13 protein-coding genes and 1 tRNA gene are annotated in these 15,522 nt (G+C 74.2%); 7 read left to right on the forward strand and 7 right to left on the reverse strand.

Annotated features, from left to right (window positions below):
- Positions 1-29 precede the first annotated feature (29 nt).
- Positions 30-728, forward strand: a complete 699-nt coding sequence (gene pnuC, locus AMIR_RS06670) for a nicotinamide riboside transporter PnuC (RefSeq protein WP_015800172.1) — start codon at positions 30-32, stop codon at positions 726-728.
- On the opposite strand, the gene AMIR_RS06675 is transcribed toward pnuC, so the two are convergent.
- The 3 genes from AMIR_RS06675 to aceE form a co-directional block, all read right to left on the reverse strand.
- Complete coding sequence (locus AMIR_RS06675) at positions 715-2,061, reverse strand: extracellular solute-binding protein (RefSeq protein WP_015800173.1); 1,347 nt, start codon at positions 2,059-2,061, stop codon at positions 715-717. The two genes, pnuC and AMIR_RS06675, sit on opposite strands and share 14 nt — an antisense overlap.
- Positions 2,051-4,306: a substrate-binding domain-containing protein gene (locus AMIR_RS35345; protein WP_015800174.1), complete on the reverse strand. Its 2,256-nt coding sequence runs from the start codon at positions 4,304-4,306 to the stop codon at positions 2,051-2,053. The genes AMIR_RS06675 and AMIR_RS35345 overlap by 11 nt, the downstream gene beginning before the upstream one ends.
- A gap of 203 nt (positions 4,307-4,509) precedes the next feature.
- Positions 4,510-7,269 (reverse strand): pyruvate dehydrogenase (acetyl-transferring), homodimeric type, encoded by a 2,760-nt coding sequence (gene aceE, locus AMIR_RS06685; RefSeq protein WP_015800175.1) that lies wholly within the window; start codon positions 7,267-7,269, stop codon positions 4,510-4,512.
- A gap of 310 nt (positions 7,270-7,579) precedes the next feature.
- Here aceE and AMIR_RS06690 point away from each other — a divergent pair, with 310 nt between their 5' ends.
- From AMIR_RS06690 to AMIR_RS06700, 3 genes are all read left to right on the forward strand, one after another.
- On the forward strand, positions 7,580-8,014 hold the full coding sequence (locus AMIR_RS06690) for a DUF3052 domain-containing protein (RefSeq protein ID WP_015800177.1): 435 nt from the start codon (positions 7,580-7,582) through the stop codon (positions 8,012-8,014).
- A gap of 114 nt (positions 8,015-8,128) precedes the next feature.
- Positions 8,129-8,587, forward strand: coding sequence for a peroxiredoxin (locus AMIR_RS06695; RefSeq protein ID WP_015800178.1), 459 nt, complete (start codon positions 8,129-8,131; stop codon positions 8,585-8,587).
- A 10-nt stretch (positions 8,588-8,597) separates the two neighbouring features.
- Positions 8,598-8,672 (forward strand) — tRNA-Val (locus AMIR_RS06700).
- A gap of 207 nt (positions 8,673-8,879) precedes the next feature.
- Here the strand turns inward: AMIR_RS06700 and AMIR_RS06705 are convergent.
- Complete coding sequence (locus tag AMIR_RS06705; protein ID WP_143760660.1) at positions 8,880-9,155, reverse strand: hypothetical protein; 276 nt, start codon at positions 9,153-9,155, stop codon at positions 8,880-8,882.
- Positions 9,156-9,713: 558 nt separating this feature from the next.
- On the opposite strand from AMIR_RS06705, the gene AMIR_RS06710 reads away from it, so the two are divergent.
- A complete protein-coding gene (locus tag AMIR_RS06710; protein WP_015800180.1) occupies positions 9,714-9,998 on the forward strand; it encodes a hypothetical protein in 285 nt (94 codons plus the stop codon).
- A 274-nt stretch (positions 9,999-10,272) separates the two neighbouring features.
- Positions 10,273-11,304, forward strand: a complete 1,032-nt coding sequence (locus AMIR_RS06715; RefSeq protein WP_015800181.1) for a saccharopine dehydrogenase family protein — start codon at positions 10,273-10,275, stop codon at positions 11,302-11,304.
- Here the strand turns inward: AMIR_RS06715 and lipA are convergent.
- Together lipA and AMIR_RS06725 are read right to left on the reverse strand one after the other, a co-directional pair.
- Positions 11,279-12,283, reverse strand: a complete 1,005-nt coding sequence (gene lipA, locus AMIR_RS06720; RefSeq protein WP_015800182.1) for a lipoyl synthase — start codon at positions 12,281-12,283, stop codon at positions 11,279-11,281. The two genes, AMIR_RS06715 and lipA, sit on opposite strands and share 26 nt — an antisense overlap.
- Positions 12,284-12,298: 15 nt before the next feature.
- Positions 12,299-13,222 (reverse strand): oxidoreductase, encoded by a 924-nt coding sequence (locus tag AMIR_RS06725; RefSeq protein WP_015800183.1) that lies wholly within the window; start codon positions 13,220-13,222, stop codon positions 12,299-12,301.
- Positions 13,223-13,409: 187 nt separating this feature from the next.
- Here AMIR_RS06725 and AMIR_RS06730 point away from each other — a divergent pair, with 187 nt between their 5' ends.
- Positions 13,410-14,345: an LLM class F420-dependent oxidoreductase gene (locus AMIR_RS06730; protein WP_015800184.1), complete on the forward strand. Its 936-nt coding sequence runs from the start codon at positions 13,410-13,412 to the stop codon at positions 14,343-14,345.
- A gap of 149 nt (positions 14,346-14,494) precedes the next feature.
- Here the strand turns inward: AMIR_RS06730 and AMIR_RS35350 are convergent, their stop codons facing one another.
- Positions 14,495-15,493 (reverse strand): serine hydrolase, encoded by a 999-nt coding sequence (locus AMIR_RS35350; protein ID WP_015800185.1) that lies wholly within the window; start codon positions 15,491-15,493, stop codon positions 14,495-14,497.
- Between the last annotated feature and the right edge of the window lie 29 nt (positions 15,494-15,522).

The following is a 15,522-nucleotide window of genomic DNA, read 5'->3' on the forward strand; positions in this document are numbered from 1 at the left end:
CCATGCCCTGGAACGGGGATGGAGGAGCGGTGCACGTCCTGCTGGAGCACGGTTTCACGCTGTTCGGGCAGCGGGTGTCCTACGCCGAGTTCGCGGGCCAGGTCCTCGCGCTCGTCGTGGTCTTCTTCGCCCAGCGCCGCTCGATGCTCACCTGGCCGGTGCAGCTCGCGTCGGTCGTCCTGCTGTTCGCCGTCTACGCCTCGGCCGACCTCGGCGGCATCGCGGCCCGGCAGGTCGTCATCGGGCTGATCACCGTGCACGGCTGGTGGGCCTGGAGCCGCCGCCGCGACCCGGTGCTCGGCGTCGTCGTCCGCACCGGCGCCACCCGCGAGCGCGTCGCCGTGCTCGCCGCCTTCCTCCTCGGCACCACCGGCTTCGCGCTCTTGCTCGACGCCACCAACGCCTCCTGGGCCCCCTGGCCCGACGCGGCGATCTTCGTCGGCACCGTGCTCGCGTTCGCCCTCCAGGGCCGCGGCCTGGTCGAGTTCTGGATCGTGTGGCTGGTCGTCGACGCGATCGGCGTCCCCCTGCAGCTCCGCTCCGGCCTGTGGTTCAGCGCCGCCGTCTACACCGTGTTCGCCGTGCTGGTCGTCAAGGGCTTCCTCGACTGGAACCGCGAAGCCCGCCGCGCGCCCCGAGCCGCCAACCCCGCCAGTCCCGCCAACCCAGCAGGCCCCGCCAGCCCCGCCAGCCCCGCCAGCCCCGCCAGCCCCGTCAGCCCGGTCTGACCAGTCCGGGCAGGGTGGTCAGCCCGTCCGCCAGCGCCTCGACCCTGGCGTCCACCGCCCGCCCGTCCCGCATCGCCTCCCCGACCTGCTCCTGCACCAACCGCGTCAGCAGGTCGTAGTTCGGCACGGCAGGCCGGGGCCGCGCCGAGTCCAGCGCCTCCCGCAGCACCTTCAGGTGCGGAGGGGTCCACAGCGACTCGTCCTCGTACAGCGAGGTCCGGGTCGGCGCGAACCCGGCCTGCTCCAGCAGCGTCCGCTGCCGCGCCGGGTCGGTCAGGAACCGGACGAACTCCCGCGCCGTCCTCCCGTGCCGCGTGCACGTGGACACCCCCAGGTTCCACCCGCCCAGCGCGCTCTCCCACGGCAGCGGCGCCACGCCGATCAGCGCCGGGTCCAGCGACCCCTCCGCCCGGTCGGGCGAGGTGAGCTGCGCGTACGCGTAGGGCCAGTTGCGCATCAGCGCCACCTCGCCCCGCCCGAACGCCTGCCAGCTCGCGTCCTCGTCGTAGTCCAGCGTGGACCGCGGCAACCACCCGTCGCGCACCGCGCCCACCAGCGACCGCACCCCCATCGCCGACCCCGCGTCCAGCGCCGGGTGCGGCACGCCCCGCGCGTCCACCGGCACCGGATCGCCCTCGAACGCCCACATCGCCTCGAACGCGTTGACCGACAGCCCCTCGTACGCCTTCCGGAACTGCCCCGCGTACCCGGCGACCGACGGCTCCCTCCGGCTCACCGCCAGCGCCGCCTCCCGCAGCCCCGCGAAGCTCGTCGGCGGCTCGGCCACCAGGTCGGTCCGGTAGTAGAGCAGGCCCGCGTCGGCCCGCCAGGGCACCGCCCACAGCCGCGACGCGCCCGCCCCGTCCCGCGCCCGCCCCAGCTCCTCGCTCCGCGCGTACCGGGCGGCCCGCAGCGACTCCGGCCGGAACTCGGACAGGTCGAGGTCCCGGTCCGACACCTCGGCCAGGAACCCGCCCTCGGCGAACTCCGCCGTCCACACCACGTCCATGGCCATCACGTCGTAGCAGGGCGCCCCCTCCTCCCGCTTGCTGCGCTGCGAGTGGGCGATCAGCTGGGCCCGGTAGGCGTCGCTGCCGGTCGCCTGCTCCTGGAACGACACCGGCTGGTCCGGGTTGAACCGGTTCCACATCTCCACCAGCCGGGCGATCTGCCGATCCACCGAGGTGTCCTTCGAGTCCGCGAAGACGATGGGCCCGCTCCGCTCCTCCCACCCGGCCTCGGGCTCCGCGCACCCGGCGAGCGCCCCGCCCAGCAGCAGCCCGCACAGCAGCAGCCCGCCCGGCGCCGCCCGCCCCCGCCGCTCACCCCACATCCCACAGCTCCTCCGCGACCTCGTTGACCAGCGGGACCACCCCGGCCCGGTCCACCAGCGGCAGGCACGCGCGGGCGTTGGCGTCCAGCAGCGCCCGCAGCTCCGACGACGGCTCGCACGCCCCGGACCCGACCCCCACCCCGACCACGACCCGCTCCGACACCGGCCCGTACCCGAACCCCACGCGGTCCCCCGCCCCCGCCACCACCACGACCAGCGCCGCCCGGTCCAGCGCCACCCGCTCGGCCACCAGGTCGCGCAGCGGCCGCTCCCCGTCCACCACGACCTCGACCCGGTCGCGCGCCCCGTCCACCGACTCCACCAGCCTGGTGATCTGCTCCGCCACCTGCCCGCCCAGCTCGGAGGTGTCGGCCACGACCAGCGCGACCCTGGTCTCCTTCCGCACCTCGGTCCACACGGCGCGCACGCGGGCCGCGAACTCGGGGGTGGCCAGCGCGGCGGGCCTGCTCGGGCGCAACCCCCGCGTCGTGGTGTCCCCGCCGACCGCGCCCCGCAACCCGGACCGCTTGAACCGGTCCTGCGCCCCCGCGTCCCCGATCAGGAAGTCGCGGAACTTCGCCGCGGCCTCCCCGACCGGGGTGGCCCGGTGCTCCTCGACCGACGGCCCCGCCCCGCTCGCGGGCGCCCGGACCACCTCCACGAACAGGTGGTCCAGCCACAGCGAGCCGCCCTCGGGGTAGAACACCTCCAGCCCGCCGCACTCGTCCGCCCGGTCCGCCAGCTCGGACTCGGCCGCCACCAGCACCGACCGCACCTCGCCGCACAACCCGCCGCCCGCGCCGCCCGGCACCTCGGCCCCGACCCGCGCGGCCATCTGGTGCAACTTCGGCCCGGCCTCCGGACCCAGCTCCGGCGGGTTCAGCCACCCGCCGACCGCCGCGACCGTCGCCATCTGCGCGCTCCCGGTCACGGCGGGCTCCAACCCGAACAGCCGCCACCCGTCGGCCCCCAGCAGCGACTGCCAGGACACCTGCCGCGCGTCCTCGCGCACGGCCAGCTCCGGCACCCACCGCCGCGGCACCCCCAGCGCCACCACCGACCGCGCCACCACGGACGGGACGCCGCCCACGTCGGCGCGCAGGCTCAGGCCCTTCTGCGACCCGTCCTCGGCCAGCAGCGCCCGCGCCTGCTCCAGCTCCAGCCCGCTCGCGGGGATCCACACGTGCGGCTCGGGCACGCTGGTGCCGATGCCCCCGCCGACCGGCAGCCCGTCGCCCAGCGCGCGCACCACGTCGGCCGACTCCGGCCCCTCCGCCACGTGCACCCTGACCCCGGCGCAGCGCAGCTCGCCCGGCGCCCGCTCGCCGTCCTCGAACTTCACCACCAGGTCCCGCAGCTCGTCCACGACCTCCCGCGAGGCCAGCACGTTCAGCTGCACCGGCAGCGCGCACCCGGCCACCTCCGGCGGCCCCTGGCACGCCGTCGGGACCAGCAGCAGCACCACCGCGACCACCAGCACCCCGGCGTCCCGGCGGGTCAGCCGCGCCCCCAGCGCCCGCCGTCCCCAGCCCGCCACCCGGTTCGGCGCGCGCCGCCAGCTCCGGCGCCGACCCGCCCGCCCGCCCGGCCCCGACGGGCCGCGCACGGCGGGCTGCCCGAGCCTGCGGTGGCGGTGCCTGGGCGGCGCGGGGCCGGTGTCCGGCAGCGCGACCCACGCGGTCTCCCGGAACTCCTTGTTGCGCACGTCCACCGGCCGGAACGCGATCGCGTCGCACGCCGGGTCGCCGCGCACCACGGTCTGGTGGAAGCCGCCCGACACCACCAGCACCAGCGCGCCCGGCGAGCGGGCCAGCGCCTGCTTCACCGGCGGGGCGTCCAGCAGCCGGAACGCGCCCACCAGCGCCTCGCCCTGCGCGCCGACCCCGTCGTGCGAGACCTCGCCCGCCGCCAGCGCGACCCGCAGCCGCAGCCGAGCCCCGTCCGCCAGCAGGTGGTTGTACCGGCGCAGCTCGCCCGCCAGCGCGGGCACCAGCACCCGCACGGCCCGGCTCTTCACCATCGTGCAGGGCAGCAGCGCCATGACCCCGTCGCCGCGGTCCTCGTGGTACGTGCCGTCCCAGTCGGGCTCGTCCGACCACACCACCCCGGCCACGTGGAAAGCGGCCCGCAGCGCGGCGTACAGCGCCCGGTGCGCCTCCCGCTGCTCCGGCTCGTCCCGGCTCCCGAAGGCCGCGACGTCGACGAGCAGGATGGTGCGGTGCAGCGCCTCCTGAGGCGTCCCCATCGATCCCCCGGTCCACTGCGAGCCGCCGAAGCAGGTCGAGCGGAGTCTATGACCTGGAGCACACCGCGCGGGGCGGAAACGGCAAGAGGCGCCCTCCCCCGATCGGGGGGAGAACGCCTCTCGTCCGCTCGTTCCAGCCGACCGCCACCCGGTGCGGGGCGGGTCGGGCGCGGCGGTCCGGGAACCCGGACCGCCGCGGTCGATCAGGCCAGGCCCGCGTCCGAGGTGGACGGACCGGCCGCCGACACGTCGTCGATGCGGTACTTGCGCGCCGCGTCCACGACGGACTGCTGCGGCACCTCGCCGCGCTTGGCCAGCGCGGCCAGGGTGGCCACCACGACCGACTCGGCGTCGATCAGGAAGTGCCTGCGCGCGGCCGGGCGGGTGTCGGAGAAGCCGAAGCCGTCCGCGCCCAGCGTGGTCATGTCGGTCGGCACGTACGGGCGGATCAGGTCCGGCACCGCCGTCATCCAGTCCGACACCGCCACGACCGGGCCCTGCGCGTCCTTGAGCACCTGCGTCACGTACGGGACGCGCGGCTCCTTGTCCGGGTTCAGCAGGTTGTGCCGGTCGACCTCGACGGCCTCGCGGCGCAGCTCCGAGTACGACGTCGCCGACCACACGTCGGCGTGCACGCCCCAGTCGTCGGCCAGCAGCCGGGCGGCCTTGAGCGCCCACGGGACGCCGACGCCGGACGCGAGCAGCTGCGCCTTCGGGCCGCCCTCGCCCTCGGACCTCTGGTAGCGGTACAGGCCCTTGAGCAGGCCCTCCACGTCCAGGTCCTCGGGCTCGGCGGGCTGCCGGTACGGCTCGTTGTAGATCGTCAGGTAGTAGAAGACGTTCTCGGCGTCCTCGCCGTACATCCGCCGCAGGCCGTCCTTGACGATGTGCGCCACCTCGAACGACCAGGCCGGGTCGTAGGCGACCGCCGCCGGGTTGGTGTGCGCGAGCAGCAGCGAGTGCCCGTCGGCGTGCTGCAGGCCCTCGCCGGTCAGCGTGGTGCGACCCGCCGTGGCGCCCAGCACGAAGCCGCGCGCCATCTGGTCGCCCGCCGCCCACAGGCCGTCGCCGGTCCGCTGGAACCCGAACATCGAGTAGAAGATGTAGATCGGGATCATCGGCTCGCCGTGCGTGGCGTACGAGGTGCCGACCGCCGTGAACGACGCCGTCGAGCCGGCCTCGTTGATGCCCTCGTGCAGGATCTGGCCCTGCTCGGACTCCTTGTACGCCAGCATCAGCTCGGCGTCCACGGAGGTGTAGAGCTGCCCGTTCGGGTTGTAGATCTTCTGCGACGGGAACATCGAGTCCATGCCGAACGTGCGCGCCTCGTCCGGGATGATCGGCACGATCCGCTTGCCGATCTCCGGGTCCTTGATGAGGTCGCGGACCAGCCGGACGAACGCCATCGTCGTGGCGACCTCCTGCTTGCCCGAGCCGCGCTTGACCACGTCGTAGACCTTGTCGCCGGGCAGCACCAGCGGCTTGGCGGTGTTGCGGCGCTCGGGCACGAACCCGCCGAGCTGCTTGCGGCGCTCCAGCAGGTACTGGATCTCCGGGGCGTCCTTGCCGGGGTGGTAGTACGGCGGCAGGTACGGGTCGAGGTCCTTGTCCGCGATCGGGATGCGCAGGCTGTCCCGGAACGACTTCAGGTCGTCGTGGGACATCTTCTTCATCTGGTGCGTGGCGTTGCGCGCCGCGAACCGCTCGCCGAGGCCGTAGCCCTTGATCGTCTTGGCGAGGATCACGGTCGGCTGGCCGTTGTGCGAGACCGCCGCCTGGTAGGCCGCGAACACCTTGCGGTAGTCGTGGCCGCCGCGCTTGAGGTTCCACACGTCGTCGTCCGACATGGCCGTGACCAGCTCCTTCGTCCGCGGGTCGCGGCCGAAGAAGTGCTCCTTGACGTACGCGCCGTCGTTGGCCTTGTACGTCTGGAAGTCGCCGTCGGGGGTCTGGTTCATCAGGTTGACCAGCGCGCCGTCGCGGTCCGCGTGCAGCAGCGAGTCCCACTCGCGGCCCCAGATGACCTTGATGACGTTCCAGCCGGCGCCCCGGAAGAAGGACTCCAGCTCCTGGATGATCTTGCCGTTGCCGCGCACCGGGCCGTCGAGGCGCTGCAGGTTGCAGTTGACCACGAAGGTGAGGTTGTCCAGCTGCTCGTTCGCCGCGAGCTGGAGCAGGCCGCGCGACTCGGGCTCGTCCATCTCGCCGTCGCCGAGGAACGCCCAGACGTGCTGCTGCGAGGTGTCCTTGATGCCGCGCGACTGGAGGTACCGGTTGAACCGGGCCTGGTAGATCGCGTTCATCGGGCCGAGGCCCATGGAGACGGTCGGGAACTCCCAGAACTCCGGCATCAACCGCGGGTGCGGGTACGACGGCAGGCCCTTGCCGAGGCCGCCGTGCGAGTACTCCTGGCGGAAGCCGTCCAGCTGGTCGGTGGTCAACCGGCCTTCCAGGAAGGCGCGCGCGTAGACGCCGGGGGAGGCGTGGCCCTGCACGAAGACCTGGTCGCCGCCGCCGGGGTGGTCCTTGCCCCGGAAGAAGTGGTTGAAGCCCACCTCGTACAGGCTGGCCGACGAAGCATACGTCGAGATGTGGCCGCCGACGCCCACACCCGGTCGCTGCGCGCGGTGCACCGTGATCGCCGCGTTCCAGCGCACCCAGGCGCGGTAGCGGCGCTCCACCTCCTCGTCACCGGGGAACCAGGGCTCCCGCTCGGTGGGGATGGTGTTCACGTAGTCGGTGCTGGTCAGCGCGGGCACCCCGACGTGGGACTCCCTCGCGCGCTCGAGCAGCCGCAGCATCAGATAGCGGGCTCGCTGCTGGCCGCCGCCCTTGAGCGCGGCGTCGAACGACTCCAGCCACTCCGAGGTCTCCTCCGGGTCGATGTCCGGGAGGTGGGAGGCCAAACCGTCCCTGATGACGCGCACCCGCTCGGGAGTGGTGCCGTGGTTCTGCGGGGCCAAGGGATCTCCTCGTTCCGTGGTCTCTGTCTCCATCGTTGCCCTGTGGACACTGTCCCGTCACCGCTACCGGTGAGTATTTCCGGATTGTGTCCCACGCGCGCGCGCGGATAGGAGGTATGTAGAGCATGCCTCATGGCTTCCGGGTACCGCATCCGGGGGTACCGCTGCGGCGTGTCCCGGCTCTTACGGTTGCGCGTGGCACGGGTGACAGTGTTCGCTAGCCGCGACCGGTAGTTGACCCTGGAGGTCGACGCCGAACTGCGGTCGGAGCCCCGACCGTCGCTGTCGCGCACTTGGAGGAGTGGAAACCGTGGTCGCCGCGGAAGACGCAGGCAAGATCGGCGTCGCCGACAAGCTCGGGATCGAACCGGGCGCCGTTGTCCAGGAGATCGGCTGGGACGAGGACGTCGACGACGACCTGCGAGCGGCGGTCGAAGAGCGGGTCGGCGGCGATCTGCTCGACGAGGACGCCGACGACGTCGTGGACGTGGTCCTGCTGTGGTGGCGGGAGGAGGACGGCGACCTGGTCGACGCGCTGGTCGACGTCACCTCGCCGCTGGCCGACGAGGGCGTGATCTGGGTGCTGACCCCGAAGACGGGGCGCTCCGGGCACGTGGAGCCCAGCGACATCGCCGAGGCCACCTCGACGGCGGGCCTCGCGCAGACGTCGAACGTCAACGTCAGCGAGGACTGGACCGCGGTGCGGCTGGTCTCGCCGAAGAACGCCAAGGTCAACAAGCGCTGACCGGCGCCGACCCCGGCCCTCCCGCTCGCGGGGGAGCCGGGGTTCGCGCTGTCCCCGGCCGGGTCGCCCCGGCCGGGGGCTTCGTCCCGTCCGCCGCGTACCCGGGGTTTTTGCATGATCGAGATCGGTGCCGAGGCGCCCGACTTCACGCTCGCCGACAGCAACAAGCAGAAGGTGGCGCTGTCGTCCTTCCGCGGGTCGAAGAGCGTGCTGCTGGTGTTCTACCCGTTCGCCTTCAGCGGAACCTGCACCGGCGAGCTGTGCCGGGTGCGCGACGAGCTGGCCGACTACGAGGCCGCGGGCGTGCAGGTGATCGGCGTGTCCGTGGACACCCCGTTCAGCCTGAAGGCCTGGGCCAAGCAGGAGGGCTACCGGTTCCCGCTGCTCTCGGACTTCTGGCCGCACGGCGAGGTCGCGAGGGCTTATGGTGTGTTCTCCGAGGGGGCCGGGTTCGCGCTGCGCGGCACCTTCCTGATCGACACCGCCGGGGTCGTCCGGTTCGCCCAGGTCAACGAGCCGGGCGAGGCCAGGGACCAGGAGTCGTGGAAGAGGGCCGTCGCCGCGCTGGCGTGACGGCCTTCCGGGGCGTGTAGCTCAGCGGAAGAGCACTCGGCTTACACCCGAGCGGTCGCAGGTTCGAACCCTGTCGCGCCCACCAAACCCCGTCCCGCGCGGCTCCCGCGTGCTCGCTCCCGCCGGCTGCGGGTTCACCCGCTCGTGAAGCGGCGGGCTCAGCGGCCCCAGGAGTGCGGTGTCCCCCTCGGGGGTGTGCCGACCTGTTCCGGCGGGTCTTCGGGGCGTGGCGGGGCGTTCAGGGGCTCGTGCGGCTATCACCCGATGGTGTGGCACCGCAGATGCGGGCTGGTCACGCCAGCGCGGCGACCAGAAGGGTGGCCAGCGCCCACAGGGCCAGCAGCACGGCGGGGGACAGCGCGTCGCGCAGCCACGGGCCCGTTGGTTCCGGCAGCCGCTCGTCGTCACCCTCCGCGATCGCGGGCGGTGCGGCCGAAGCGGGGTCCGAAGGCAGTTGGCGCCTCGGGGGCGCGGGCGCCAGGCGGTGCACTTCCAGGGTCCGCCGCGCGCCACCCGCTCGTGTCGCGTCGAGCACTGGCCCCTCGCCGGGGCGCGGTCCTAGACTCAACTCCGGTCCTCCTGTCGTCCTCGCTCGTCAGGCCTGGCTCGCGGTCGGACCCACGCGGTCTCCTGTTCGAGCAGGGGGCCGCGTTCCATTCGGGCGCTGATTCCGCGCTGGAGAGCATCGCGCACCGACCGCCGTCGATCTTGGGGTGGACGGGGTCGATTCGTTGAGCGGTGCACCCGATGCGCCGAACGGCCCGGACCTGCTCGTTCAGCCGATATGGTCCAGACCCATTCCCTTAATGGGGGACTGGTTCACGCCTTCGGGAGCGGGTTTGCTGAGCTTTCCGTGACCAACTCGCGAATCAATCCAACGTCAGGGTGAAGATCAACGATTCTTGCGTAGTCGGAATTTCTTTGGGTGATCATCGTCCGGTCGTGGCGGCGCACCCCTCGAACGCTCGTCGCTCCCCGACCACCGCTCGGCGCGGGAGCACGCCCCGGCGGCCCCTCAAATCCCCTGACGGCGCCTGCCGCGCCCGATTCCCAGGGGAAACCGCCCGGATCCCCCGGCTCCGCCATCCCCCTAGGCGGGGGTCGTGGCAGGTCGTAGCTTGGCCCCATGTCGCCCAGGCAGTACCTCACCGTGGTCGCCGCGGCGTTCGTGCTCTCGGGACTGCTGATCATGCTGCTCCCGCTGTCCACGAGCGGCCCGAACGGACTCGACGTGTCCTGCGGCAACAGCCTGGGCGCGGGCTTCGACGAGATCGACGTCTCGGCCGAGTCCGCCGCGCTGCCGGAGGTCTGCGCCCGCCTGCGCGCCGAACGCCTCGCCTGGGCCTCCCCGGTCGCCGTGCTGGGCGCGGCGGGCCTCGTCGGCGCGCTCCTCGTGCGCCGCCGCACCTGAACCCGACCCCGGCCTGAGCGCCCGAGCCCGGCCGGCCCGAGCCCCGCGCGGCCCGTGCTGCCCCGGCCCGAGCCCGCCCACCCCGGACCCCGAGCCCGCCGTTGCCCAGGCGCGCCGGTGCCCGGACGAACCGCTGCCCGAGCGCACCGGCGCCCGAGCCCGAACCCCCGCGCGCCGCAGCCCGAACCCGCCGCGCAGGCAGCCCCACAGCTCCCGGCCGTCCCACCCGCCTCACCCGGAACCCGGCCCCCACGGCCGCCGGTAGCGTCTAGCCATGACGTGGATGGTCTACGGCGCCAACGGGTACACCGGGGCGCTCATCGCCGAGCTCGCCGTCGCGCGAGGCGAACGACCGGTGCTCGCGGGGCGGAACGGCCACAAGGTCGCCGCCACCGCGCAGCGCCTCGGACTGGAGCACCGGGTGTTCCCCCTCGCCGACGCGGGGGCGCACCTGGACGGGGTCGACGCGGTCGTGAACTGCGCGGGGCCGTTCTCGGCCACCTGGCGCCCCCTGGTCGACGCCTGCCTGCGCACGAGGACGCACTACCTGGACATCACCGGCGAGATCGACGTGTTCGAGGGCATCGCCGCCCTCGACGCCGAGGCCAGGCGGGCGGGCGTGGTCCTGCTGCCCGGCGTCGGCTTCGACGTCGTCCCCACCGACTGCATCGCCGCCCTGCTGCACCACGCCCTGCCCAGCGCCACCCACCTCGACCTGGCGTTCCTGAGCGGCGGCGGCCCCAGCGCGGGCACCGCCGCCACCGCCGTCGAGGGCGCGGCGGGCGGCGGCAGGGCGCGGGTCGACGGGGAGCTGCGCTCGGTGCCGCTCGGGCACCGCCGCAGGGTCGCCGGGTTCCGCTCGGGCGCGCGGGACGTGCTCGCCATCCCGTGGGGCGACGTCAGCACCGCCCACCGCTCCACCGGAATCCCGAACATCACCACGTTCACCACGTTCCCGCCGCTGCTCGCGAGGGCGCACGGCGTCTTCCAGCCGCTGCTCGCGCTGCGCCCGGTCCGCCAGGTGGCGAAGGCGCTGGTCAGGCGGATCGGCGGCCCGTCACCGGCGGCCCGCGACACCAGCCGCAGCGAGGTGTGGGGCGAGGTGCGGGACGCGCGGGGCACCAAGGTCGAGGCCTCGCTCACCACCCCGAACGGGTACGCCCTGACCGCGGACAGCGCGGTCAGGGCGATCGGACGGCTGCCGGACGTCGAGCCCGGCGTGCACACGCCGTCCAGCGCCTTCGGCGCGCACTACGCGCTGGAGCTGGACGACGTGGTGCTCAGCGAGCCGAGAGCAGCGCGCTGACCTCCTGCGCGGCGTCACCGGCCTGGAGGAGGTGCTCCAGGTTCTCCGGGAGGGTGTCGCCGCGCTTGGTCACGGCCTGGGCGTACAGCCGCCCGGCCCGGTAGGAGGAGCGCACCAGCGGCCCGGCCATGACGCCGCTGAAGCCGAGCTCCTCGGCGGTCTCCTTGTGCACCAGGAACTCCTCCGGCTTCACCCAGCGCTCGACCGGGTGGTGCCGGGGGGAGGGCCGCAGGTACTGCGTGATCGTGATGATCTCGCAGCCCGCCGCGTGCAGGTCGCGCAGCGCCTCGGCGACCTCCTCCGGGGTCTCGCCCATGCCCAGGATCAGGTTGGACTTGGTGACCAGACCGGCCTCGCGGGCGCGGGTGATCACCTCCAGGGACCGCTCGTAGCGGAACGCCGGGCGGATGCGCTTGAAGATGCGCGGCACGGTCTCCAGGTTGTGCGCGAGCACCTCGGGCCGGGAGTCGAACACCTCGGCCAGCTGCTCGGGCACCGCGTTGAAGTCCGGGATCAGCAGCTCGACGCCGGTGCCGGGGTTCAGCGCGTGGATCTGCCGCACGGTCTCCGCGTACAGCCACGCGCCGCCGTCGGCCAGGTCGTCGCGGGCCACGCCCGTGACCGTCGAGTAGCGCAGGCCCATGGCCTGCACGGACTCGGCGACCCGGCGGGGCTCGTCGCGGTCGAGGTCGGCGGGCTTGCCGGTGTCGATCTGGCAGAAGTCGCACCGGCGGGTGCACTGCTCACCGCCGATGAGGAAGGTCGCCTCGCGGTCTTCCCAGCACTCGTAGATGTTGGGGCACCCGGCCTCCTCGCAGACCGTGTGCAGGCCCTCGCGTTTGACCAGACCCTTCAGGTCCCGGTACTCCGGGCCCATCTTCGCGCGGGTCTTGATCCACGAGGGCTTCTTCTCGATCGGCGTCTGGCTGTTGCGCACTTCCAGCCGCAGCAGCTTCCGACCCTCAGGTACGACGGTCACGTCATCAACCCTACGTCACGCGGGGTCGGGCGCGACGCCCGTCAACTCGGCCGTCAGGTCCCACAACCGGGCCGCCACGAGGTCGTCGCGGCCCGCCGCCGTCGACCGCGCGGGCGCCGGGTGGCCCCGGAAGCCGCCGAACCCGTCGGGGCCGTAGTAGCCGCCGCCGGTCACCAGCGGCGCGGTGGCCGCGTAGAGCTGCGGCAACGCGCCCATGGCCGGGGTCTGGGACACCGCGTCGGTGATCTTGCCGCCCCACTCGACCAGCGCGTTCCGGTGGGACTTCGCCATGGTCGAGCTGAGCTCGGTCCGCGAGACGCCGGGGTGCGCAGCGACGGAGGTCACGTCCGCGCCGGACCGCGCCAGCCGCCGGTCCAGCTCCCGCGCGAACAGCAGGTTCGCGAGCTTGGACTGGCCGTAGCCGACCCACGGGGCGTAGCGGCGCACCTCGAAGTTCGGGTCGGCCAGGTCCAGGCCGCCCAACCGGTGCGCCACGGACGACACGGTCACCACGCGGGCGCCCGCGCGGGCCCGCAGCGCGGGCATCAGCAGCCAGGTCAGCGCGGCGTGCCCCAGGTGGTTGACGCCGAACTGCGACTCGAACCCGTCGGCGGTGCGGGCGAGCGGCGGGGCCATCAGGCCCGCGTTGTTGACCAGCAGGTCCAGCCCGTCGCCCGCCAGCTCCTGGACCCGCTCGGCGGCGGCGCGCACCGACGCCGGCTCGCCCAGGTCCAGCCGCACGAACTCGGCCTCGCCGTGCCGGGAGACCCGCTCGACGGCGGCCAGGCCGCGCTCCCCGGAGCGGCAGGCCAGCAGCACCCTGGCGCCCTTGGCGGCCAGCACCTCGGCGGTGCGCAGGCCCAGGCCCGAGTTCGCGCCGGTCACCAGCGCGGTGCGCCCTGCCTGGTCGGGGATGTCGACTTCGGTCCACTTGGCCATGGGTGCCTTCCTACCGGTCGGGTGGTGCGGTCGCGGCAGCCGGGGTGGGCGTTCGCGGGGGCCCGACCTGCGGTTCGCCGCCGCGACCCGGCGCGGTTCGGCGCGGTCCGGAGTGGTGATCAGCGCGACAGCCCGCCCGGCGGTGGTCGAATCGCGGGGTCGGGTCCCGCGTCGTTAGCGTGGGGCGGTGGAACTCCGGATCTTCACCGAACCCCAGCAGGGCGCGAGCTACGACGACCTGCTCCGCGTCGCCCGCGCCGCCGAAGCCGCAGGGTACGGGGCGTTCTTCCGCTCCGACCACTACCTGAAGATGGGCCCGGTGGACGGCCTGCCCGGCCCCACCGACCCGTGGATCACCTTCGCCGGCCTGGCCCGCGACACCACGACCATCCGCCTCGGCACGCTCATGACCGCCGCCACCTTCCGCTACCCCGGCCCGCTGGCCATCAGCGTCGCCCAGGTCGACCAGATGTCCGGGGGCCGCGTCGAGTTCGGCCTCGGCGCCGGGTGGTACGAGGAGGAGCACACCGCCTACGGCATCCCGTTCCCGAGCGTGCGGGAGCGGTTCGACCGGTACGCCGAGCAGCTGGAGATCATCACCGGCCTGTGGGCCACCCCGGTCGGCGAGGACTACACCTTCCAGGGCGACCACTACCGGCTGATCGACGCCCCGGCGCTGCCCAAGCCCGCGCAGGAGCGGGTGCCGGTGCTGATCGGCGGCAAGGGCGCCAAGCGCACGCCCGCGCTGGCCGCCAAGCACGCCACCGAGTTCAACCTGCCGTTCGTGGACGTCGAGTTCGCGGCCAAGCAGTTCGCCCGCGTCGACCAGGCGTGCCGCGACGTCGGCCGCGACCCGGCGGAGATCACCCGCTCGGCGGCGCTGGTCGCGGCGATCGGCCGGGACGACGCGGAGGTCGCCCGCAGGGCCGCCGCGATCGGTCGCGACGTCGACGAGCTGAAGGCCAACGGCCTGGCGGGCACGCCCGCCGAGGTCGTGGACCGGCTCGGGCAGTGGCGGGAGCGCACCGGTGTCAGCCGGATCTACCTCCAGCTGCTCGACCTGGCCGACCTGGACCACCTGGAGCTGGCGGCGGCCGAGATCGCGCCGCAGCTGAAGGGCTGAGCGCGACCGGCGGTGGGACGTGCGCGCGGCGGTCGGGGGCTGAGCACCCCGGCTGCGGGCCGCACGTGCCGCCGCCGGGCAGGGGTGAGCACCCCGGTGGTGGGCGTCCGTGCCCGCCGCAGCTCGAAAGCCCAGCCCACCCCCCTGGCTCAGGCCAGCGCGGCGCGCAGGTCGGCGAGCAGCGCGCCGTCCAGCAGCGCGCCCAGGACCAGGTCCTCGAACTCCCGCGCCGCCGCGTGCCGCTCCCGCGGCACCTCCGCCAGCAGGACCGCCACGACGCCCGTGCGTCCGTCCGCGAAGCGCGCGTGCCCGCCCACCGCGAGCACGCCCGGCAGCGCGCCGCCCGCGAGGCCGACGCCCAGCACGCCCTCCGGGGCCTCCCGACCGGCCCCCAGCCAGGCGCGGCAGCGGGGGAGCGCCGGATCGGTCGCCAGCGCCCGGTGCGCCCGGCCCAGGCCGTCGGCGCTGCCGTGCCACGTCGTGCGCGCCCACGGCCGCAGGCCCTCGTACGTGCTCGGGGTTTGCGGGAGCCTGCCCAGCACCTCCAGCCGCACCCTCGGGTCGGTCAGGTGCCCCGGCGCGTCCCGCCCCAGCACCAGGCGCACCCGGTGGTCCAGGGCGCCGGCCACCGGGGCGTCCGGCCAGCCCAGCCGGACCGCCGCCGCCCGCAGCGCGGGCTCGCCCAGCCGGTGCAGCAGCAGGTCCGCCGCCGCGCTGTCACCCCGCCTGACCAGCGCGGACGCCAGGTCGTCCAGGTCCACCGGGTGGTGCGGGTCGTCGGCGGTCGCGCCATCGGTGGAGGTGATGCCGAGGTCGGCCAGGGCGGACGCGTGCGCGCCGTCGTCCAGGCCGAGGTGGTGGCGGTCCCAGTCGGCCGCCGGGACCGGCCCGGTCGCGCCCGACAGCTCGTGCGCGGCCAGGTGCAGCGGGGTGATCGCGGCGGCCAGCGGCTGCGGCGCGTGCGGGCGGTGCACGAGGGCGGGGCCCGCGCCGGGGTCGACCACGGCGGCCACGCGCTCCCGGTTGTCGGCCAGCCAGTCGAGCCAGGGGCCGCGCGCTCGCGGCCCGGCGCCCACCCTCCCGCCCACGAGCAGGGCGGCCCCGGCGATGCCGGTGGCGCGCAGCAGACCGCGTCTGGTGACCGGCACGGCGGACTCCCCTCCTCGGCTCCAGCGAG

Source organism: Actinosynnema mirum DSM 43827 (genome assembly GCF_000023245.1).
GTDB classification, from domain to species: Bacteria; Actinomycetota; Actinomycetes; order Mycobacteriales; family Pseudonocardiaceae; genus Actinosynnema; species Actinosynnema mirum.

Coding starts and splice junctions, on each gene's coding strand:
- AMIR_RS06695 (WP_015800178.1), top strand. CDS start 8,129: ATGATCGAGATCGGTGCCGAGGCGCCCGACTTCACGCTCGCCGACAGC.
- AMIR_RS35345 (WP_015800174.1), bottom strand. CDS start 4,306: ATGGGGACGCCTCAGGAGGCGCTGCACCGCACCATCCTGCTCGTCGAC.
- AMIR_RS06725 (WP_015800183.1), bottom strand. CDS start 13,222: ATGGCCAAGTGGACCGAAGTCGACATCCCCGACCAGGCAGGGCGCACC.
- AMIR_RS06715 (WP_015800181.1), top strand. CDS start 10,273: ATGACGTGGATGGTCTACGGCGCCAACGGGTACACCGGGGCGCTCATC.
- AMIR_RS06675 (WP_015800173.1), bottom strand. CDS start 2,061: ATGTGGGGTGAGCGGCGGGGGCGGGCGGCGCCGGGCGGGCTGCTGCTG.
- AMIR_RS06710 (WP_015800180.1), top strand. CDS start 9,714: ATGTCGCCCAGGCAGTACCTCACCGTGGTCGCCGCGGCGTTCGTGCTC.